This is a genomic window from Ruania alba (genome assembly GCF_900105765.1).
Classification (GTDB): Bacteria; Actinomycetota; Actinomycetes; order Actinomycetales; family Beutenbergiaceae; genus Ruania; species Ruania alba.
On the sequence record NZ_FNTX01000001.1, the window covers coordinates 968,588 to 989,055 of the forward strand.

Below are 20,468 nucleotides of genomic sequence, written 5' to 3' on the forward strand. Positions count from 1 at the left end.
GTGAGACGACGACCGCAACTGAGCCCGCCATGGCGGCCGACCCACCCGCCCTGCCGCGCACCCTGATCAAGGGTCACGGCACCGGGAACGACTTCCTGCTCTGGGCGGACCCGGACAGTGCGCACGACCTGACCGACGCCCAGGTCGCCTCCCTCACCGACCGGCACACCGGGCTCGGCGCCGACGGCGTGATCCGGGCCGTTCCCATCGCCCAGGCACCCGAGCAGCACATGGCCGCCGGGTCGGCGGCCGGGGCCCAGTGGTTCATGGACTACCGCAACGCGGACGGCTCGCTCGCCGAGATGTGCGGCAACGGCATCCGCGTCTTCACCGCCTTCCTGCGCCGTGAAGAACTGATCGACCTGCCCGACGGTGGCACCATCCCGGTCGCGACCCGCGCCGGGGTCCTGCAGGTGCGCCGCGAGGGTGAGGACTACGCCGTCGACATGGGGGTCTGGTCCGCACCCGGTGGGCCGGAGGCACTCAGCGAGGGATTCGACGTCTCCGTGGTGGTGCACGGGCTGTCCGAGCAGCGCCCGGGCCTGCGCCTGGAACTGCCGAACCCGCACACGGTGGTGGCGGTGGAAGCACCCGAGGAGCTCGACGAGCTGGACCTGACCCACGCCCCCGGGGTGGACCCGGCGCCGGAGCACGGCACCAACGTGGAGTTCGTGATGCCGCTCGGCGAGCGGGAGATCGAGGAGTATCACGCCGCTGCTCCGGACGGGCCGCCCACCACGCGACGCATCGGTGTGGTCCGGATGCGGGTGCACGAACGTGGCGTGGGGGAGACGCTCTCCTGCGGCACCGGCGCCTGCGCGGCTGCGCTCGCGGTACGCACCTGGTTCGGCGCCGGCGCGCCCGACGAGTGGCAGGTGCTGGTGCCCGGCGGGGCGCTCCGGGTGCGGATGCTGGCGGAGCAGCACGTGGAGCTCGCCGGACCGGCCGAGCTGGTTGGTCAGATCTCGCTGCTCTGATGGGCGCCGGTGACCACAAGCACCCGATAGCCCTTCACGCTCGTCAGCCGGACCACGTCCATCTCGAGCGTCTCTGCAATCCACCGCTGCAGCGAGTCCGAGCCCAGGTTCTTCTGCACCACCAGGTGAGCCTGCGCGCCGGGACGCAGCCGCGGTAGCCATGTGCGCAGGATCTCGTGCAGCGCCGCCTTCCCGATCCGGATCGGCGGGTTCGACCAGAGCGCATCCAGCCGCAGCTGAGATTCCGTTTCCAGCAGCGCAGCCGGCTCCCACGCCTCCAGGGCAAGACCGGCCGCAGCGGCGTTCTCCCGGGTGAGTTCCAGGGCACGCTCGTTCACGTCCACAGCCAGCACCCGAGCGGCCGGGCTGGCCTGCGCCAGCGCCAGGGAGATCGGGCCCCAGCCGCATCCCAGGTCGAGCAGATTTCCCGACGGCGGAGGCTCGCCCACGGTATCCAGCAGCACCCTGGTGCCAGGGTCCAGCCGGTCCCCGGAGAAGACGCCCCGGTCCACCTGGACGTCCACCCGGGTGCCACGCAGGGTCACGGTGAGCGTCCGCCGTCGGGCAGGACCCTCCGGGGAGGTGAAGTAGTGACTCACGACCGCCCACCCTAGCGCCGCCCCCACCTGCGCGAGTGCGGTGCATCTCGCTCACGTGCTGAGATATGGCCGAGATCGCGCGCACTCGACGTGGCACGAGTGCGGCCTGTGCTCTGGGTGAAATCCCTTGGAACCGATGTGCGGTGCGTGGGATCGTGGATCATCATTCCCGCTCGAGAGGACACCATGACCGCACCTTCCGCCCGTACGACGCCCGAAGAGCCCGAAGCCTCCACCGAGGACCGAGCCCAGGACGTCGTCGCCCGAATCCTGGCGAGGGCGGGAACGGCCATCCAGACCGGCGAGGACGAGCACACTTCCCACGACGGCGACCAGCTCGACCTGGACGAACGTGCCGCGCTGCGCAGGGTCGCCGGACTGTCCACCGAGCTCGAAGACGTCACCGAGGTCGAATACCGCCAGCTGCGGCTGGAGCGTGTGGTGCTGGTCGGCCTGTGGACCCGAGGGACCGCCGAGAACGCGGAGGTCTCGCTCCGGGAGCTCGCCGCTCTGGCCGAGACGGCCGGCTCGGAGGTGCTCGATGGCATGCTGCAGCGCCGCTCCGCACCCGACCCCGGCACCTACATCGGCTCGGGCAAGGCGGAAGAGCTCGCAGCGGTCGTGAAGAGCACCGGCGCTGACACTGTGATCGTCGACTCCGAACTCGCCCCGTCGCAGCGGCGCGCGTTGGAGGATGTCATCAAGGTCAAGGTCATCGACCGGACCGCGCTGATCCTCGACATCTTCGCTCAGCACGCCAAGTCCCGGGAGGGCAAGGCTCAGGTGGAGCTTGCCCAGCTTGAGTACCTGCTCCCGCGTCTGCGTGGGTGGGGTGAGTCGATGTCCCGGCAGGCTGGTGGTCGTGCCGCCGGCGGTGAGGGAATCGGCTCCCGTGGTCCTGGTGAGACGAAGATCGAGCTGGACCGGCGCCGGATTCGTACCCGGATGGCGAAGTTGCGCCGTCAGATCACCCAAATGGCACCCGGCCGCGCTGCCCGGCGCAGCTCGCGCAGGACCGGGGCCGTCCCGTCGGTGGCGATCGCCGGGTACACCAACGCGGGGAAGTCCTCGCTGCTGAACCGCCTCACCGGTGCCGGCGTGCTTGTGCAGAACGCGCTCTTCGCCACCCTGGACCCCACGGTCCGGCGGGCGGAGACGCAGGACGGCCGGCTCTACACGTTGGCCGACACCGTGGGATTTGTCCGCAACCTGCCCACCCAGCTCGTCGAGGCGTTCCGCTCCACGCTCGAGGAGGTGGGCGAGTCCGATGTGATCCTGCACGTGGTCGACGCCTCCCACCCGGACCCCGAGGGGCAGCTCACCGCCGTGCGGGACGTGCTGCGCGACATCGACGGTGTCAAGGACATCCCGGAGATCATCGCCCTGAACAAGGCCGACCTCGCCGAGCCCGAGACGATCGCACGGCTGCGCACCCGTGAACCAGGCGCGATCGCCGTCTCCGCGCGTACCGGCGCGGGTCTGGCCGAGCTGCAGGAGCGCATCGCCGAACTGCTGCCCCGGCCCGCCGTGGATGTGGACCTCGTGGTGCCCTACTCCCGCGGTGACCTGCTGCACCGGGCGCACACCTCCGGCGAGGTGATCAGCATCGACCACCTCGCCGAGGGCACGCGCCTGGTGGCCCGGGTGGACGAGGCACTCGCCAACGATCTCGGTTCCGCCGAGCACCGCAGGTCCGGCTAACAGAGCTCCTCGCGCACGGGCGTCCACATCCCGGGGCGCGTTGCCCGCACCAGGGGTGCGGACGCGCTAACGTCGTCGGGTGCCTGCCGACGCTCCCACCGCCGCCGAGGCGGACGACCATCCGATCGACGACGTCCTTGACGCGGTCGTGGCCTCGATGGGTGGGTCGCGGCGTGAGGGGCAGCACCAGATGGCCAGGACCGTGGCCGACACGCTCGACGACGGTGCGCACCTGCTGGTGCAGGCCGGGACCGGTACCGGAAAGTCGCTCGCGTACCTGGTACCCACCCTCATGCACGCCGTCAACCGGGGGCAACGAGCGATCGTCTCCACCGCCACGCTGGCGCTGCAGCGTCAGGTGATCGGGCATGACCTCCCACTGGTGGCCGACATCCTCGCCGAGCGCCTGCCCCGACCACCGGAAGTAGCCCTCCTCAAGGGATGGCACAACTACGTGTGCAAGCACAAGCTCGCCGGTGGGTACCCGCCCGACGACGAAGGTGCGCTGTTCTCGGCGAGCGAGGCTGCGCCGTCGGCGGCTGAGGAGCACCCGGGCGAGCAGGCCGAGGACGCCTCCCTCGGCGCCCAGGTGGTGCGGCTGCGGGAATGGGCCGAAGAGACCGACACCGGGGACAGGGACGACCTCGTGCCCGGCGTGAGCGACCGCGCGTGGCGGCAGGTCTCGATCACCTCGATGGAATGCCTCGGCCAGAAGTGCCCGCTGCTCGCCGAGTGCTTCCCCGAGCACGCACGTGCCACCGCCCGCGAGGCGGACCTCGTGGTGACCAATCACGCCATGCTCGGTATCGCCGCCTCCGGCTCGCCGAAGGTGCTGCCCGAGCACGAGATCCTCCTGGTGGACGAGGCGCACGAGCTCTCCGACCGAGTCACGGCGCAGGCCACGGTGGAGCTGTCCGCGGCCGTGGTGGAACGCACCGCCCGGATCGCGCGACGCCACGGTGGCGTGCAGCTCGCGCCCTTGGACGACGCGGCTGCCGAGCTGCGCACGTTGCTCATGCAGGTCCCCGAGGGACGGCTGCGGATGGGACTGCCCGAGGAGCTGACTGCCGCCGTGCGCACCATCGCCGATGCCACGCGCGAGGGGATGAGCGCGATGAAGGGCGAGACCAAGCCCGGGGGAGACGCCGGCGGGGTCAACATGGCCAAGAGCGCGCTCCTGGTGCTCTTCGAAGTGGCCGACCGGCTGCTCTCGGACCGGGTGCGGGAGAACGTCGACGTGCTCTGGTGCGAACGCGGCCGGCGACCGGGTGAGGGATCTCGGTTGATGGTGGCGCCCCTGAACGTGGCCGGGCCCATCACCGGCGAACTGCTCGCCGGACGGTCGGCCGTGCTCACTTCGGCCACCCTGGCGCTCGGCGGGACGTTCGATGCCACGGCGGGCGCACTGGGCCTGGCTGCAGGCACCTACCGCTCGGAGATCGTCTCCTCCCCGTTCGACTACGGACGGCAGGGGATCCTCTACGTGGCCAAGCACCTCCCGCCCCCGGGCGGGACGGGACCGACGAGCGCGTGCTGGACGAGATCGCCGAACTGGTCACCGCCTCCGGCGGCGGCGCGCTGGGGCTGTTCTCCTCACGCCGCGGTGCGCAGGCGGCAGCGGAAGCCATGCGGGAGCGGCTGGACACCCCGATCCTGCTGCAGGGGGAGGACGTGCTGCCGACGCTGGTGCGTGAGTTCGCGGCCGACCCGGCAGCGTCCCTGTTCGGCACCCTCTCCCTGTGGCAGGGCGTGGATGTACCGGGTCAGTCGTGCCGGCTGGTGCTGATCGACCGGATCCCGTTCCCGCGCCCCGACGACCCGATCAAGGCGGCCCGCACCGAGGTGGTCGGCAAGTCGGGCGGGAACGGCTTCATGGCGATCTCGGCCACCCACGCCGCCCTGCTCCTCGCCCAGGGCGCCGGACGCCTCATCCGGTCCACCACCGACCGAGGGGTGGTGGCCGTGCTGGACCCACGGCTGCGCACGGCCCGCTACGGAACCTTCCTGGCCGCGAGCCTGCCGCCCCTGTGGCCGACCACCGACACACACGTGGTGCGCGCCGCCCTCACCCGTCTCGCCGAAAGCTGAATCGGGCCGGGAGTGGACCGAAGACTCAGAGCGAGCGAAGCACGCTCACGACCCGGCCGAGAATCTCCGCGTCGGTCCCGTCGATCGGTGAGTAGGCGTCATTGGCGGGGAGCAACCAGAGGGCGTCGGTCGTGCGCTTGAAGGTCTTCACCGTGGCCTCACCGTCGATCATCGCCGCCACGATCTCGCCGTTCTCGGCCACCGCCTGCTGCCGGACCACCACCCAGTCGCCGTCACAGATTGCCGCATCGATCATCGAGTCACCGACGACCTTGAGCAGGAAGAGCTCACCCTCGCCGACGAGCTGCCGGGGGAGCGGGAAGACATCCTCGACCGCCTGCTCGGCCAGGATCGGTCCACCGGCGGCAATGCGGCCCACCACCGGCACGTAGGTGGCTGAGACGTCGCTCTGCTCACCGTCGTGCATGGTGAAGGTCCCAGGTTTGGCGGTCGCCTCCTGAGAGTCGTCCGGGTTGATGATCTCGATCGCTCGGGTCGAGACCGGGTCGCGGCGCAGGTACCCCTTCTGCTCGAGGATGTTCAGCTGGTACTTCACCGAGGACGGGCTCGCGAGACCCACGGCGGCCCCGATCTCGCGCATCGTCGGTGGGTACCCCTTCTTGTCGAGGCTCTGCTTGATCGACTTCATGATCAGGCGCTGGCGCGGGCTGAGCCCGTCCGGGCCGGGACGGTCCTTCGGATCGGTCGACTTCGCGCGGCTCACGGTGTCCTCCAAGGGGCCTCGGGCGTTGATATGACGCCAATGTCAGTGGTCGGTGATGTGCTCTGGCGTAGTGGTTCTCCCAGCCTAGAGGGGAGGGCCGCCACGTCAAAACATCTGTTCGACCAGCGTGTCGACATTGTCGCACATGCGTGCTACCTTCGAAACAGGTGTTCGACGAACGAGTGTTCTAGACCCGCATGACCGACCGAGAGGAGAGCTCAGATGAGCGCCTTGGCCCTTCCTGTTCCAGAGTTCCGTCCGAGCCCGGTGCGTCGCCGCCACCTCGTGGCGGTCCCGGACGTCACTCCTCAGCCGCTGTCCGTCCCCCGTGCGCCGGAGGCTCCTCTCGCTCCTGTCCGTCCCACCAGTGACCTGTCCGAGGCGGCCCCGTTGCGCCTCACGATGCGTGGCCGGGCCGTCCTCTCGGTGCTGGCACTCCTGGGTGCGGTGCTGGTGGGCTCGTTGGTCGGCCTCGCCTTCCCTGCGAACGAGGCGCCGCCGGCGGAGGTCGGGGTTGTCACCGTGGGGGCCGGGGAGAGTCTGTGGGTGATTGCCAGCGAGGTCGCGGAGCCCGGGCAGGACGTGCGCGTGGTCGTCGATCAGATCATGACGCTGAACGGACTTTCGGGCGCGACCGTGCACACCGGGCAGCAGCTCACCGTGCCGGCTGAAGGGTGATCGGCCCCGCGCCTCTGGTGACTGACCATCGGACGAGCGGCGTTCGGCGGCCCCGTCAGTAGCCGTCGTCGGACATACTTGCGCTGAAGGCGGCTCAGTGTCTACGGTTTTGCTACATCTAGTAGTTACACTGATGTGATTGCCGCAGATGTGGTGGCATCACGCGAGGAAAGGATCGGCGCCGACGTGCATTGTCCGTTCTGCCGTCACGGTGACTCGCGCGTGGTGGACTCACGGACCGCGGAGGACGGTGCCTCGATTCGCCGCCGCCGCCAGTGTCCCGAGTGCTCGCGGCGATTCACCACGGTGGAGACGACGAGCCTGAGCGTGATGAAGCGTTCGGGTGCGGTCGAGCCGTTCAGCAGGGACAAGATCATCTCGGGTGTGCGCAAGGCGTGCCAGGGGCGCCCTGTCTCCGAGGATGATCTCGCGTTGCTCGCACAGCAGGTCGAGGAAGCCGTCCGTGCCACCGGTGTGGCCGAGGTGGACGCGCACGAGATCGGGTTGACGATACTCGGCCCATTACGTGCCCTCGACGAGGTCGCCTACCTGCGGTTCGCGAGCGTGTACCAGGGCTTCTGCTCTCTGGAGGACTTCGAGGCCGCCATCACGGCGTTGCGCGAGGATCGCGCCGAACGGGACGAAGCCGAGTCCCTCACCTAGACGGCCGTCGGTGGTCCGGGAGGGGAAGCCCGGACCACCGACGGCGATCGCCGCACGGCGCTCCCGTGGACGGCAGCGGCCCGGTCGCCTTACAGGTCGCTGGAGCGATCCGCCCAGATGTTCACACCGCCCTCCTGGGCGTGCCGGTCGATCGCAGCGAGCTCGTCCGCGCCGAACTCGAGGTGTGCCAGTGCACCGAGTGTGTCGTCGAGTTGGGCCACGCTCGAGGCTCCGACCAGGGCCGTGGTGATGCGTGGGTCCCGCAGCACCCACGCGACTGCCATCTGGGCCAAGGTCTGGCCCCGGTCATCAGCCAGGTCCGTCAAGGCGCGGATGCGCCGCAGGTTCTCCTCGGTGAGGAACGAGGTGCGCAACGGTCCGTCCTTGGCCGCCCGGGACTCCTCGGGGACACCGGAGAGGTAGCGATCGGTGAGCATGCCCTGGGCGAGCGGCGAGAAGACCACCGCTCCCATCCCGACCTCGCCGAGCACGTCGAGCAGGGATTCGCCGGAGTCATCCGGGTCCTCGATCCACCGGTTGATCAGCGAGTACGAGGGCTGGTGCACCACAAGGTCGAGGCCGACCTCGGCGGCCGCGGCGACCGCCTCCCGGGTGCGCGTGGCGGAGTAGGAGGAGATCCCCGCGTAGTGCGCGCGTCCGGAGTCCACGGCCGTCTTCAGTGCGCCCATGGTCTCGTGCAACGGTGTGGTGGGGTCGAACCGGTGGGAGTAGAAGATGTCCACGGCGTCCACCCCCATCCGTCGTAGGGACGCGTCCAGGGAGCTGAGCAGGTACTTGCGGGATCCGCCCTCGCCGTAAGGGCCCGGCCACATCCGGTAGCCGGCCTTCGTGGTGACCACCAGCTCGTCCCGGTAGGGCGCCAGGTCGGTAGCGAGCAGGCGGCCGAACACCTCTTCGGCCCTGCCGCGAGGTGGCCCGTAATTATTGGCGAGGTCGAACTGGGTGATCCCTCGGTCGAAGGCTCCCAGCACGATCTCGCGCTGGGTCTGCGCGGGTGTGGAATCTCCGAAGTTCTGCCACAGGCCGAGCGAGATGAGCGGGAGATCCAGACCGGAACGTCCCGAGCGGCGCATCGGCATCGTGTCGTAGCGAGAGTCGGCTGCCTGGTAGAGCGAGGTCATACCTGCGATGCTAAATGCCTGGCGCGTGCCCGGAGCATCCGGGCACAGTGGTCTCACGTCCGGCAGGCGCACCTGTCCGGGCAGGACCCATCCTCACGGCAGCCTCGTGAGGGCCATGACGTCACCGAGAGTGGCGAGGTGAGGAGTCGATGATGACGCAGCAATCAGGCGCAGACCGTACGTCGGAGCAGGACGAGCAGATCTCCGACGCCAAGGCGAAGATGCGGGAGGCCCTCGAACGCAAGGCCGAGCGTGAGCACCCCACCGCCCAGGGCCACCGCAACACCGGGGCAGTGCACGGGTCCGAGGTGGACGGCCCCGGCGGGCGCCGGGTGTTCCGGCGCAAGTCCGTCTAGTCGTCCGCGTGCGGGCTCAGCGCACGCACCCGGATCGTGGCGTCCATCTGCTCGATCTCCCGCAGCGTGCCGATCGGGAGGTCACCTCCGATGTCGGTGACCACGTACCCGACGGACCCGGACGTGCTCAGGACCTGACTCTCAATGTTCACACCCTCGTCTGAGAGGGCGTTGTTCACGTGGGCGAGCACCCCGGGCACGTTGTGGTGCAGGTGCGCGATCCGATGCGCTCCGTCGCTGGGGCGGTCCAGGATCAGTGACGGAAGATTCACGCTCAGCGCGGTCGCCCCGTTGTCCAGGTAGTCGCGCAGCTTCGAGGCCACGAACACGCCGATGTCCTGCTGGGCTTCCTCGGTGGATCCCCCGACGTGTGGGGTGAGGATCACGTTGGGCAGGTCACGTAGCTCGGAGTCGAACGGGTCGCCCTGGCTTTTCGGCTCCTGGGGGAACACGTCCACGGCGGCTCCGGCCACCCGGCCGTCCAGGATCTGCTGGCGTAGAGCCGCGTAGTCCACCAGGAAGCCACGGGAGAGGTTGAGGAAGATCGCTCCCGGCTTCATCCGGGCGAACTTTGCGGCCCCGAACATCCCGGCGTTCCCGCCGCGACCGTCCACGTGCAGAGTGACCACGTCGGCCTCTTCGAGCAGTGTGTCCAGGCTCGGCATCCGCTTGGCGTTGCCGAGAGCCAGCTTCTCGGCGCTGTCGAAGAAGATCACGCGCATCCCGAGTGCCTCGGCCACCACGGAGAGCTGGGTCCCGATGTTGCCGTAACCGACGATGCCGAGGGTGCGGCCGCGTACCTCGTGCGCACCGCTCGCGGACTTGTCCCAGACGCCCCCGTGCAGGGACTTGTCCTTCTCGGTGAGACGACGGGTGAGGGCGATGATCTCGGCGAGTGCGAGCTCCACCACGGATCGAGTGTTCGAGAACGGGGCGTTGAAGGCAGCCACACCGGCGTTCGCGGCAGCGGTGAGGTCGATCTGGTTGGTGCCGATGCAGAAGGCGCCCACGGCCAGAAGATCCGGCGCGTTCTCGATCACCCGAGAGGTCAGTTGCGTCTTCGAGCGCAGGCCGAGCACCTGGACGCCATCGAGGGCTTCGATCAGCTCGTCCTCGTCGAGGGCGCCAGGGCGAGTGGCGACCTCGAATCCGGAGTTGCGAAGCAGATCGCTGCCGAGCGAGTGGATGTTTTCCAGGAGGAGTGCCTTGACCACGGCCCTATCGTGCTCCCGACAGCGCGAGATTCACAATCGCTCTCAGGTGCTGGACGCTTCGATGCCCGGCGGCAGCGGTTCGGCATGCACGACGTGCAGGCGCTGGGTGGGGCGGGTCATGGCCACGTACAGGTCGCCCGGGCGTCCGGCATCGGCGAGGATCTGGCTTGGCTCGGCCAGGACCACCACGTCGAACTCGAGCCCCTTGCTCGCGCCCGGGTCGAGCACGACGACCTGATCGGTGAGGTTCACTGCACCGCCGACACCCACGGCCTGGGCGACCTCCTCGCGGAGCCCCGTCGGCACGATCACGGCGAGCCGGCCGCCGTCGGCTCTCTCCCGCTCCTGGCGTACCACGGCCACCAGGCCCTCCACCAGGGAGTCGGTCGATGTCACCACGACGGCGTCCGGCACCTCACGTGCCGACGTCACCGGGGTCGGGGGATGGGCGGGATCCACGGCCTGCATCATCCGGCGGGCAGTGCTCATCACGTCCGCCGGCGTCCGATAGTTCACCGTCAGGGTCGCTGTCCGGTGCCGTCCGCGCAACGGCCGGTCCAGCATGGCCTCCCAGCTGCTCGCACCCGCGAGGCTGGACGTCTGGGAGACGTCGCCGACGACGGTCATCGAGCGGGTGGGGTTGCGTCGCAGCAGGGCACGCCACGCCATCGCGGAGAGTTCCTGGGCTTCGTCCACCACGATGTGCCCGTACGTCCACGCCCGGTCGGCCATGGCGCGTTCGGCCGTGGAGAGCCGTGGTCCGGAACCGGCGAACCGGTCCGCCACCATCTCCGCGTCCACCATCCCGTCGCCGTGCCCCGACTGAGCGAGCATCTCGCGGGCGTAGGCCACCTCGGACTCGCGGTGCGAGGCCTCGGTGCGCGCGCGGGCGCGCTCGGCCTCGTCGTCCTCGCCGATCCGGTCCGCCAGCTCGTCCAACAGGGGGACGTCGGACGGCGTCCACGGCGTGCCACGGTCGCGGCGGAGGGCGGAACGCTCGGCGGCGGTGAGGCGTCCGGCCACCTCGGCCAGACGATGCGGCTTGGCGTAGAGGTCCTCGAGCAGGCCGGTCGCGGTCAGCGGCATCCAGCACAAGTTCAGCGCCACGCGGACGTCCCGTGAGCTGCGCAGGTCCTCGATGATGTCGGCCCGGTCATCGTCGCCGACCCCCGGGACCTTCTCGGCGTACTGGCGCACCAGCGCACTGAGCATGTGGCGCACGAACGTCACGCGGGCCACGTTGTGCGGTGCGCGGCTGCGGCGCGCACGCTCCTGCGCCTCCCGGATGTCGTCGGGCAGCAAGCGCAACCGCACGGAGCCCACCATCAGGTCCTGCTCCGGCAGCACGCGTTGGCGCGCCTTGATCGCGCTGGTGAGGATCCGGCTCCACACGGCGCGCCCCTTGAGCTCGGCGATGTGCGGTTCCTCCGTGCCGGTCGCCTCGATACCGGGAATGAGATCGGCGATCGTGGTCGCGACCACGCCGGTCTCACCGAGTGAGGGCAGCACCTTCTCGATGTACCGCAGGAACACCCGGCTCGGACCCACCAGGAGCACACCGGAACGTTCGATCCGTTCCCGGTGGGCGTACAGCAGGAAGGCAGCGCGGTGCAGCGCTACCGCCGTCTTTCCGGTGCCCGGCCCGCCTTCAACGATGAGCACACCGTCCAGGCCAGACCGGATGACGGCGTCCTGCTCCGCCTGGATGGTCGCCACGATGTCGCCCATCCGCCCGGTGCGCTGGGCGTTCAGCGCGGCGAGCAGCGCACCCTCGCCGGAGAGCACCACGTCGGTGTCGCCCACCGCGTCCAGGTCGAGCACGTCGTCCTCGATCCCGACGACGGTCCTGTCCTTGGTCTGCAGGTGTCGCCGGAGGACGACGTCACCTGGGGTGGCCGCCGTGGCTTGGTAGAACGCCCGGGCCGCCGGTGCTCGCCAGTCCGTGAGCATCGGGACGTGCTCGGGGTCGGACAGGCCGAGGCGCCCCACATACCGCCGCTCGCCGCTGTTCAGGTCGAGCCGTCCGAACACGAGCCGTTCCTCGACGGCGTTCAGCTGAGCCAGGCGGTCCTCGTACAGGGTGGCGAAGGCGTCCCGTTCAGAACGGTTCTGATGACTGCCCGTGGCGCCGGCGCGGCGGATGGCCGCCAGCCGGTCGCGGGTATGGTCACGCAACTCATCCAGGCGACCGTAGACCCCGTCCAGATATGCTTGTTCGAATTCGTGGGTCGCCGCCGAATCAGGTATCGCTCGGGAGTCGGGCACCCCATCGCTCGAGGCCACGGATTGGCTCTCCCTACCTGTTCGGCGTCAGAAGCGAAGATCTATTATCCACGCCGGACATGGACGGTGCGTCGCTCGCGGGCGTGGTTTCGCTCCCGGGAGAAGTGGGAATCTGTGCGGTGGCGGCGAGTGTTGTCCACTGGTGAGCCCTGAGACGATGTCTGGCGAGATGAGGAAGAGAATGAACGACCCGCGGGATCTGTACCGCATCGCCGACGAGGCGCCCGAGCTGCGCGACGGCGAGGCGCCCGTGCTCGTGCACGCTCTGAGCGGTTCGATCGACGCCGGGCACGCCGGCAGTCTGCTCGCTCGCCACCTGAGCGAGAAGTTGCCGACGCGCCGATTGCTCGAGTTCGATATCGACCTGCTCCTGGACTACCGCTCCCGCCGCCCGGTGATGACCTTCGCGGAAGGTACCTGGGTCGAGTATGAGCAGCCTGAGCTCGTCATCGACCTGGTGCGTGACGATGACGGCGTCGCGATGCTGCTGATGCACGGGCTCGAGCCGGACCTGCAGTGGGAACGCTTCGTGAGCGCGGTCCGGTCCGTGATCGAGGAGTACGGTGTCGAGCTGACGATCGGCGTGCACGGGATTCCGATGGGGGTGCCGCACACCCGCCCCCTCACGGTGACCGCCCACGCCACCCGGGACGAGCTCATCGAGGCCTATCCGAACTACTTCTCCCGGGTGCAGGTCCCTGGCAGTGCCGCGGCGCTGCTGGAGCTGCGGCTGGGGCAGGAGGGGCGCGACGCCCTGGGGTTCGCCGTCAATGTTCCGCACTATCTAGCCCAGACCGAGTACCCGCAGGCCGCCGCCGAGCTGGTCCGGCAGATCACCAATGTCTCCGGGATGAGCCTCCCGATCGGAGATCTGGAGGCCTCCGGCACGCAGGTGCGGGCCGAGGTGGATCGACAGGTGGCCGAGTCCGAGGAAGTCTCCGCCGTGGTGCAGGCACTCGAGCGGCAGTACGACTCATTCGTCGAGGCGAACGGTGCTGCAGGGGCGGGAGCGATCGAGCAGGTGCAGTCGGGCCTGGACGAGCTCCCGAGCGCGGACGAATTGGCCGCGCAGTTCGAAGCGTTCCTGGCTGGTCGAGAGGATGAACCACCGGCACCGTGAGCGTCGGCGCCTGCCCTGCGGCGCGTACGAGGTATCCGGTGAGCGAGACGCATCAGCGTTGGTGGTGGCGTCCAGGCGAGGTGCCGTGCCAGACTTATCTGCGTTGCAGGCGTTTCACTTACGTACGACCCGGGGCACGCACAAACCGGTGCAGGTCTCACGGACGGCTGACGGAGACCTCCGCCGGTCGGACGCATTGGCGTGGGGCGAAGCATTGCGGCACCACCCGAGCGGGCACAGGGTCCGCTCATCCAAGTCCCCGGAAGGACATGCACGACATGGCACAAGGAACCGTCAAGTGGTTCAACGCGGAGAAGGGCTACGGCTTCATCGCCCAGGACGGTGGCGGCGACGACGTCTTCGTTCACTACTCCGCCATTCAGTCCGACGGCTACCGCACCCTCGACGAGGCGCAGCGGGTCGAGTTCGAGATCACGCAGGGCCCGAAGGGTCCGCAGGCGGAGAGCGTTCGCGCTGTCTGAACCCTCACTGACATCACGGCCCGTGTCCCGCTCGTCGGGGTGCGGGCCGTGACGTTTCTCGGGCACCGCCTATGACGGATCGGAAGGCTCGGGTGGCGCCGGCGGGTCCTCGAAGGGGGCGAAGGTTCCGACGAACTCCTCCACCTGGCGCCCGGAGAGGAACGAGGTCGGCATTGGCAGCGTGCGCATGCGCCGGTCCAGCGCTCGCCCCGGAAGCGGTACCTGAGCACCGAGCACGACGACATTGCCGTAGCGGCGCCCTTTCAGTACCCCGGGTTCGGCGATCACGGCCACGTGGGTGAACACCTCCGCCACGGTGGCAACCTCGCGGCGGGCGTCCTCCAGCGGCGGGCGATCTGCGGTGTTGAGGAGGTAGAGGCCCTCGGGGGCCAGCGTGGTGGCCACCGCTCTGGTGAACTCCACCGTACGCACGTGGGGCGGTGGGACTCGGCCGGAGAACACGTCCCGGACGACCACGTCCTTGCTGGCCGGGTGGATGCTCTCGATCGCCGCACGTGCGTCGGCCACTCGGATCCGGAGAGAGGGCGAGCGCGGAAGATCGAACCATGCGCGCACGTACTCGGCGAGCCGCGCGTCGATCTCGACGGCGATCTGCCGTGCTCCGGGCCACGTCGCGTGGACAGCGCGGGGGAGTGCGCACCCGGCCGCACCCAGGTGCACGGCACGTGGCGCCGCGTCATCGGAGAAGACCTCCTCCAGGACCGCGAGCATCTGTTGCATGTACTCGAACAACAATCGCCGTGGATCGGCCAGGTCCAGATGGGAGCTCTCGGCCCCGTCCAGCAGGAGCATCACGCCGTCCGGGTCGGCAGTGTCGGTGGTCAGCTCTACGGTGGCGAATGAGGTCGGGAGCGGACCGATCGGCAGCGATCGTCCCTCGCGAGGTCGGCGGCCGGCGCGGCGAGATGACGAGCGGCGGGGCATAGCCGAGACGGTATCGCGACCCGACGGTCGCCCTTGACAAGGTCGAACGCACGTTCGATAATGAGGAACCGGTTCGACCGGGAACGGACAGGAGGTCGCCATGATGAGGACGACAGCACAGCAACAGTTGCGTCGCGCCGAGATCGAGCTCGGGCAGGTCGAGACTCATGGCGATCCGCGCACCGCGTTCCTGCATGCGCACATGGCTGCGCTACGCGCGGGGGCCGCTGTGCTCGCGCTGCACCCGGCACCGCTCCCGCACCGCCGGCGGCGGTCCGTGCGCAGCGTCTGGGAGCAGCTCGCTGAGTGCGGGGCGCAGTGGGAACCGTGGGCGGCGTACTTCGCCCAGGGTGCGGCGATTCGTGCGGCGATCGAGACAGATCGTGACGTCGATCTCACCCCGGACCGAGTGACCGAGACGGTCGCAGCTGCCACGGACTTCGTCGAGTCCGTCACGCGAGCCGTGCGGGACTCCTCGCCCATGGCAGGGGCGCTCGCGTCATGAGTCGAGCCCCACGCAGCGCGTCGGCGCGGCGCGACTGGGGTGCGGACGACTCCGAGTCGCCGATCCTGCACGTGGACATGGATGCCTTCTTCGCCTCCGTAGAACTGATCGATCGGCCGGAGCTGCGAGGCAAGCCGGTGATCGTGGGGGGCCGACAACGTGGGGTGGTCTTGGCGGCCACCTACGAGGCGCGCGCCAGTGGAGTGCACTCGGCGATGCCGATGACCCGTGCGCGCGTGCTGTGTCCTCAGGCCATCGTGATACCCCCGGATCACACCCGGTACCGGGAGGTGTCCCGGGCCGTGATGAGGATCCTTGGTGACATCACGCCGGTGATCGAGCCGCTGGGCATCGACGAGGCGTTCCTGGACGTCTCCGGTGCTCGTCGGCGTCTCGGGCCACCCAGCATGATCGGGCAACGGCTGCGAGAACGGATCGCCGCTGAGCTACGCGTTCCGGCCTCCGTGGGGATCGCCTCGACCAAGTTTGTCGCGAAGCTCGCCTCGAGCCATGCCAAACCTGACGGGCTCTTGCTCATCCCGTCCGGGGCGACCCTGGCGTTCCTGCACTCCCTCCCCGTCGGCGCGCTCTGGGGGTGGGCGAACGCACGGCCGAACAGCTGGGGCGCCTCGCCATCCGGACGGTCGAGGAACTCGCGAATACGCCGCCGGACACGTTGCAGGCGGCGATCGGGCGGTCGGCCGGTCGCCGCCTGATGGATCTGGCGTGGGGGCGAGATCCGCGTGCGGTCGAGCCGGTACGGCGGGAGAAGTCCATCGGCCACGAGCAGACGTTCGCCGAGAACCTGACTGATCCCGCTGACCTGGCGGCAGTGCTGTTGGATCAGGCGCACCGGTGTGCCGCACGACTGCGTGCCGGGGAGGTCTTCGCCGCCGGAGTGGCGATCAAGGTGCGGTACGCGGACTTCACCACGTTGACCCGATCTCACGTGCTGGACACCCCGACCGACGTCGCGCACGAGATCTATCTGGCCGCCCGTGATCTGCTGGCCGGGGTGAAGGTCCCGTCCGGGGGCGTCCGCTTGCTCGGCGTGCGGTGCGAGTCACTCAGCGACGCCGCCAGCACTGCTGTTCAGGTTCGTCTCGATGATTCCGGTCCAGAACGACGTGACGCCGAGGTCGCGATGGACCGGATTCGACAGCGATATGGATCGAGTTCGCTCACGGCTGGGTCTTTGGTGTCGGTCCCAACTACCGCGATCGCCCGCGGCGACTTATCCTGAGAGGGACACACCCTGCAGGTGGGGTGACCTGGAACCGATCGGGAGGTGACATGCCTCTCTCCGAGTACGAGCAGCGCGTGCTGGAGCAGATGGAGCAGCAACTGCGCTCCGACGACCCCAAACTGGCCAACGCGATCTCTGGCGCGGCGGTGCGGCGGCCCCGGAATGTTGTGCTCGGCACGCTCCTCGGCCTTGCCGGCGTCGGCATGCTGGTGGGCGGCGTGGCCGCGAACATCCTAGTGCTGAGCATCGTCGGCTTTCTTGCGATGTTCGGTGGTGTGATGCTCGCCATCTCACGCCCGCGCACGCAACCCAGCGACGAGGCGACGCCAGACAATGTACGGCCGATGCGACGCAAGTCGGACGGCTCGTTCATGACGAGGCTCGAGGAGCGCTGGGACAAGCGCCGGGACGAGAGCTAGGTGCTAGTCCTCTCCATCCGGTCCACGGCGTAGGCCCCGTTCGATCTCGCGTACCCACGTCGTCACCTGCGACCGGGTCGGCTCCGTGGGGGCGGCCCGGTACCTGCGTGCCTCGACGGCGCGTGCCAACGCGTGCAGCGCTGCGCTGCCCGAGGTGCTCATGAGATCGGTGCCTGCCCGCGCGTAGGACCGTGGGGTGCCGTCGGGTCGGGTCGGGACGCCGGCTCGGCTCAGACGATGCAGCACGTGCGTCCACGCAATCTCCACACCGCGGGCACCCATGCGTTCACGGCGCCGGAGGATGAGCGTGAGAGCGGTGGCGAGCCCGATCAGCAGCACCAGACCAGCCGCTGCCAGCTCGCGCCGGTCGTTCGCTGTGCTGTCGGCCGAGGCGGTGCCTTCGTCGTCCGTGGGCTCGTCCGTCTCCTCCGGTGCGTCGGTCGTCGACGGGGACTCGCTCGGGTCTTCCGACGCGGTTTCGGAGTCGGTGGGCTCGGTTGTGGGGGGAGTCTCGGGCGCCCAGTCCGGGCTCGTGCCGGTCTGTTGCTGCGGCGTCGGTTCGAACCGGACCCAACCCACCTCAGGAAAGAGGATCTGCGGCCACGCGTGTGCCGAGTGACTGCCGATCTCCCCACCGCCGTCGACGCTCTCGCCGGGGAGGTAGCCGATCGCGAGACGGGCGGGAAGGTCCAGGCTGCGCGCCAGCATCACCATGGTGGTCGCGAACTGGACGCAGTACCCGCGCCGGTCGTCGAGAAAGTCCCACACCGCGTCGGTGGTCCGGACGGCGGTGACTGACTCGGTGTAGGTGAACTCGTCCGGGTCTCGCAAGTAGTTCTGCAGGGCCAACGCCTCGTCATAGCCCGTCTCGGCGTCGGCGTCCGCCACGATGTCTCGTGCGAGGGCGGCGATCTCGTCGGCATAGCCGGTGTCCGGGACGGCGAGCCAAGAGGGATCACTGTCTTGCTCGCGTGGGTCGAGGTCGCGCAACCGGTTCGGGTCGAGATTGCGTGGATGGATCGTCACCTCGTAGCGGAGCGGTTCCCCGGGGCGGGTGCGGTCAACGACGAGCTCGTCCGTGTCCGGGTAGTAGGTGAGGTTCTCCGTGTCGTCGGCGGTCTGGACCGATCGCGGTTCGTCAGGAAGGAGGAGTCGATCCTGACGGAGGTCGAGCACCGTGATCTCGACCGTCCGGCTCAGGGCGCTCGAGGTGGGGGTCGGCCAGAGGATCTCATCGTCGGCGTCCACAGGGCTCGTCGTGCGCTCCGCGGTGCGATCCCAGGTGGAGCCGTCGAAGTCGGACAGCGTGTAGGCATGCAGGGGCCCGAGGTCTGCCGGTGCGGCTCCCGTATAGGTGATGACCGTCTCCTCCTGGGATCGCACCAGGTCATCGCGCAGGTCGAGCCCGAGCTCCAGTCGGGTCGCGCTGGCTGCTCCGAGCTCGGCCGGGCTGTGGATCCGGACGGGGTTGGGGATCCGCAGCAGAGCCGGTGCCGCCACCAGCGCCAGCACCAGGCACGCCACAGTGGTGACGACGACGCCTGGCCACCATGCGGGCGATCGGCGACGGTTCGTACCGGCCGGGCCGCGGTTCCCTCGGCCGGCGGTCCGCACGCGTTCCGGAGCGGCCGCGGTGGCGAGCACGGCGAGGAACGTCGCGCCGGTGACGACCAGCACACCCGTACTGACGCGGGCGTCGAGCAGCACGGGTATCGACCACAGGGGCAGAACCGGCACCATCGACCAGGCGGGTGCACGAGAGCCGACACCGACGAGCTCGGTCAGCAGGAACGCGAGGGTCGCCCCCGCGCTGACCAGCAGGCCGACGCCGGGATGATCAGCGATGGGTGGCAGGACCACCTGGGTGTGGGCGATCGCCGACTCGATGACCATGCGGAGATAGGCGATCGTGGTGCCGTCCGGGACCCCTGGGACCGCGGCGACGTCGAGTGTGTACCACCCGTGCAGGAACAGTGCCGCGACCACCGTGGCCACCAGGGTGGGGCCGAGGACCGAGCGCACCACTCGGCGCAGCGCCACCAGCACCGCGCTCGTCACCAGCAGCGTGCACGCCGTGGGAAGGATCCAGAGATCGGGCAGGACGAGCGTAGCGAGAGACCAGGTGCTCGCGATCACCAGTCCGGCCACAGCGAGGGTGCGCGCCGCCCCGATCATGGCATTGCCCCGAGCAATGTGGACCAGGTCTCGTCGGCGGGAGTCCCGGCCTCGACCGTATGCACCACCCATCCCGCGTCGGCGAGGCGTTCGACCACCTCGGGCGATCCGTCGACGACCAGTGCGAGGCGGTTCCCCGTCCAGGTCGTGAGGGTGCGGACGGTTTCTTGCGTCGGGGAGCGCAGGGCTGCGATCGCGAGTCCTCGATGCATGGGCTCCGGGTGAGGCGCGCCGAACCGTGCTCGGGCGAACAGGTCGAGCAGCTCGCCGGTGTCCCCGAGGCTCACCGTGCCGGAGCGCTCCGGGTCGCCTGGGTTGGCTCCATCGGTGTGCGTGCCGGGCACTGTCCAGGCCAACGTGAGGTGCAGTCGGTACCCCGCCTCGATCAGAGCCACGGAGAGCGAGGCGGTGGTGCTGACGAGCCACTCCGTGGGTGAGTCCGAGCGGGGGTCCTCCGCCGGTCCGAGATCGAGCACGATCGAGGCGGTGCGGTCCTGAGCGGGTTCGTCCTGGCGGGTGAGCAGCTCGCCGTGTCGTGCTGACGCGCGCCAGTGCACCCGGTGCATGTCGTCCCCCGGCTGGTACTCGCGCAGGGTGAGGTCATCCGGGGCGCGCTCCGGGCGGCCGTTCTCGGTGTGCACGGACTGATGGTCGGCCCACAGGCGGACCAGGGCGGAGACGTCGGCCACGACCGGCCAGACCAGCAGTTCGTCGGTGCCTCGTGCGGTGCTGCGACCGCGTGCCAGGATCAGCGGATCGGTGTGCACCAACGTGGCGGGCCCGAGCTCATAGGTGCCACGCATCGGCGGTCGGAGCGTATAACCGGACGCGTCGGTGCTGCCGCGGTGCAGGGCGCCCGGGATCCGTTCGCGCAGACTCGTCCACGCGTCCAGGGTCCCCGAGGTGATCTGCGGTGCTACCCGCACGGTGTCCCCAGCGGTGGGGCGCACAGGTGTGACCTGGCGCCGCAGGGATACCTGCTGGCCGTGTGCGCGTCGAACGATGAGCCAGGAAACGCTCACCAACGGTGTCATCAGCGCGAGGGCAGCCAGGGTGGCGATCACCGGCGATCGCATCGCCGTCGCCAGGAAGGCCAGCGCCAGGCCACTGAGCAGCAGGCCGGCACCGCGGGCAGTGGGGCGCATCACCGG

Annotated in this window: 20 protein-coding genes and 1 pseudogene; 13 read left to right on the forward strand and 8 right to left on the reverse strand. The window is 69.4% G+C overall.

Annotated elements, in window-relative coordinates:
- Nucleotides 1-29 precede the first annotated feature (29 nt).
- On the forward strand, nucleotides 30-977 hold the full coding sequence (locus BLU77_RS04525) for a diaminopimelate epimerase (RefSeq protein ID WP_089771885.1): 948 nt from the start codon (nucleotides 30-32) through the stop codon (nucleotides 975-977).
- Here BLU77_RS04525 and BLU77_RS04530 read toward each other — a convergent pair.
- On the reverse strand, nucleotides 959-1,576 hold the full coding sequence (locus BLU77_RS04530) for a class I SAM-dependent methyltransferase (RefSeq protein ID WP_089771886.1): 618 nt from the start codon (nucleotides 1,574-1,576) through the stop codon (nucleotides 959-961). The genes BLU77_RS04525 and BLU77_RS04530 overlap by 19 nt on opposite strands.
- A gap of 186 nt (nucleotides 1,577-1,762) precedes the next feature.
- On the opposite strand from BLU77_RS04530, the gene hflX reads away from it, so the two are divergent.
- The 3 genes and pseudogenes from hflX (at nucleotide 1,763) to BLU77_RS23040 (ending at nucleotide 5,365) form a co-directional block, all read left to right on the forward strand.
- Complete coding sequence (gene hflX / locus BLU77_RS04535; RefSeq protein WP_089772972.1) at nucleotides 1,763-3,277, forward strand: GTPase HflX; 1,515 nt, start codon at nucleotides 1,763-1,765, stop codon at nucleotides 3,275-3,277.
- 190 nt (nucleotides 3,278-3,467) lie between these two features.
- Nucleotides 3,468-3,581, forward strand: a pseudogene (locus BLU77_RS23035) (hypothetical protein); the annotation flags it as partial.
- 1,226 nt (nucleotides 3,582-4,807) lie between these two features.
- On the forward strand, nucleotides 4,808-5,365 hold the full coding sequence (locus BLU77_RS23040; protein ID WP_342741446.1) for an ATP-dependent DNA helicase: 558 nt from the start codon (nucleotides 4,808-4,810) through the stop codon (nucleotides 5,363-5,365).
- A 25-nt stretch (nucleotides 5,366-5,390) separates the two neighbouring features.
- Here BLU77_RS23040 and lexA read toward each other — a convergent pair whose 3' ends face one another.
- Nucleotides 5,391-6,014 carry a transcriptional repressor LexA gene (gene lexA / locus BLU77_RS04545; RefSeq protein WP_089772973.1) on the reverse strand — a complete coding sequence of 208 codons (624 nt, stop codon included), beginning with the start codon at nucleotides 6,012-6,014 and terminating at the stop codon, nucleotides 5,391-5,393.
- Between the two features lie 297 nt (nucleotides 6,015-6,311).
- Between lexA and BLU77_RS22530 the strand changes: the two genes are divergently transcribed.
- Together BLU77_RS22530 and nrdR are read left to right on the forward strand one after the other, a co-directional pair.
- The gene (locus tag BLU77_RS22530) at nucleotides 6,312-6,767 is read left to right on the forward strand and encodes a LysM peptidoglycan-binding domain-containing protein (protein WP_245708665.1); all 456 of its coding nucleotides are present in this window, start codon (nucleotides 6,312-6,314) and stop codon (nucleotides 6,765-6,767) included.
- 186 nt (nucleotides 6,768-6,953) lie between these two features.
- Entirely contained in the window at nucleotides 6,954-7,430 is a 477-nt protein-coding gene (gene nrdR, locus BLU77_RS04555) for a transcriptional regulator NrdR (RefSeq protein WP_089772975.1), read from the forward strand.
- Between the two features lie 89 nt (nucleotides 7,431-7,519).
- Here nrdR and BLU77_RS04560 read toward each other — a convergent pair whose 3' ends face one another.
- Nucleotides 7,520-8,572: an aldo/keto reductase gene (locus tag BLU77_RS04560; protein ID WP_089771887.1), complete on the reverse strand. Its 1,053-nt coding sequence runs from the start codon at nucleotides 8,570-8,572 to the stop codon at nucleotides 7,520-7,522.
- Between the two features lie 152 nt (nucleotides 8,573-8,724).
- On the opposite strand from BLU77_RS04560, the gene BLU77_RS04565 reads away from it, so the two are divergent.
- Entirely contained in the window at nucleotides 8,725-8,928 is a 204-nt protein-coding gene (locus tag BLU77_RS04565) for a DUF5302 domain-containing protein (protein ID WP_089771888.1), read from the forward strand.
- Here the strand turns inward: BLU77_RS04565 and serA are convergent.
- Together serA and BLU77_RS04575 are read right to left on the reverse strand one after the other, a co-directional pair.
- Nucleotides 8,925-10,142, reverse strand: a complete 1,218-nt coding sequence (gene serA / locus BLU77_RS04570) for a phosphoglycerate dehydrogenase (protein WP_089771889.1) — start codon at nucleotides 10,140-10,142, stop codon at nucleotides 8,925-8,927. The two genes, BLU77_RS04565 and serA, sit on opposite strands and share 4 nt — an antisense overlap.
- Nucleotides 10,143-10,184: 42 nt before the next feature.
- A complete protein-coding gene (locus BLU77_RS04575) occupies nucleotides 10,185-12,317 on the reverse strand; it encodes a HelD family protein (RefSeq protein WP_342741447.1) in 2,133 nt (710 codons plus the stop codon).
- A gap of 289 nt (nucleotides 12,318-12,606) precedes the next feature.
- Between BLU77_RS04575 and BLU77_RS04580 the strand changes: the two genes are divergently transcribed.
- Entirely contained in the window at nucleotides 12,607-13,545 is a 939-nt protein-coding gene (locus BLU77_RS04580; protein ID WP_089771890.1) for a proteasome assembly chaperone family protein, read from the forward strand.
- Between the two features lie 278 nt (nucleotides 13,546-13,823).
- The gene (locus tag BLU77_RS04585) at nucleotides 13,824-14,027 is read left to right on the forward strand and encodes a cold-shock protein (protein WP_089772977.1); all 204 of its coding nucleotides are present in this window, start codon (nucleotides 13,824-13,826) and stop codon (nucleotides 14,025-14,027) included.
- Nucleotides 14,028-14,096: 69 nt separating this feature from the next.
- On the opposite strand, the gene BLU77_RS04590 is transcribed toward BLU77_RS04585, so the two are convergent.
- A complete protein-coding gene (locus tag BLU77_RS04590; protein ID WP_089771891.1) occupies nucleotides 14,097-14,972 on the reverse strand; it encodes a spermidine synthase in 876 nt (291 codons plus the stop codon).
- Nucleotides 14,973-15,075: 103 nt separating this feature from the next.
- Here BLU77_RS04590 and BLU77_RS04595 point away from each other — a divergent pair, with 103 nt between their 5' ends.
- The 4 genes from BLU77_RS04595 to BLU77_RS04605 are packed head-to-tail and all read left to right on the forward strand — an operon-like array spanning nucleotide 15,076 to nucleotide 17,142.
- Nucleotides 15,076-15,477, forward strand: a complete 402-nt coding sequence (locus tag BLU77_RS04595) for an SAV_6107 family HEPN domain-containing protein (protein ID WP_139177586.1) — start codon at nucleotides 15,076-15,078, stop codon at nucleotides 15,475-15,477.
- A complete protein-coding gene (locus BLU77_RS23045) occupies nucleotides 15,474-16,193 on the forward strand; it encodes a Y-family DNA polymerase (RefSeq protein WP_342741448.1) in 720 nt (239 codons plus the stop codon). The genes BLU77_RS04595 and BLU77_RS23045 overlap by 4 nt, the downstream gene beginning before the upstream one ends.
- Nucleotides 16,193-16,720: a DNA polymerase Y family protein gene (locus tag BLU77_RS23050; RefSeq protein WP_342741449.1), complete on the forward strand. Its 528-nt coding sequence runs from the start codon at nucleotides 16,193-16,195 to the stop codon at nucleotides 16,718-16,720. Before BLU77_RS23045 ends, BLU77_RS23050 begins: the two co-directional genes overlap by 1 nt.
- A 50-nt stretch (nucleotides 16,721-16,770) precedes the next feature.
- Entirely contained in the window at nucleotides 16,771-17,142 is a 372-nt protein-coding gene (locus BLU77_RS04605; protein ID WP_089771893.1) for a DUF3040 domain-containing protein, read from the forward strand.
- Nucleotides 17,143-17,145: 3 nt separating this feature from the next.
- Here BLU77_RS04605 and BLU77_RS04610 read toward each other — a convergent pair whose 3' ends face one another.
- Together BLU77_RS04610 and BLU77_RS04615 are read right to left on the reverse strand one after the other, a co-directional pair.
- On the reverse strand, nucleotides 17,146-19,317 hold the full coding sequence (locus tag BLU77_RS04610; protein WP_175476935.1) for a transglutaminase TgpA family protein: 2,172 nt from the start codon (nucleotides 19,315-19,317) through the stop codon (nucleotides 17,146-17,148).
- Nucleotides 19,314-20,462 (reverse strand): DUF58 domain-containing protein, encoded by a 1,149-nt coding sequence (locus BLU77_RS04615; RefSeq protein WP_089771895.1) that lies wholly within the window; start codon nucleotides 20,460-20,462, stop codon nucleotides 19,314-19,316. Before BLU77_RS04615 ends, BLU77_RS04610 begins: the two co-directional genes overlap by 4 nt.
- Nucleotides 20,463-20,468: the final 6 nt, after the last annotated feature.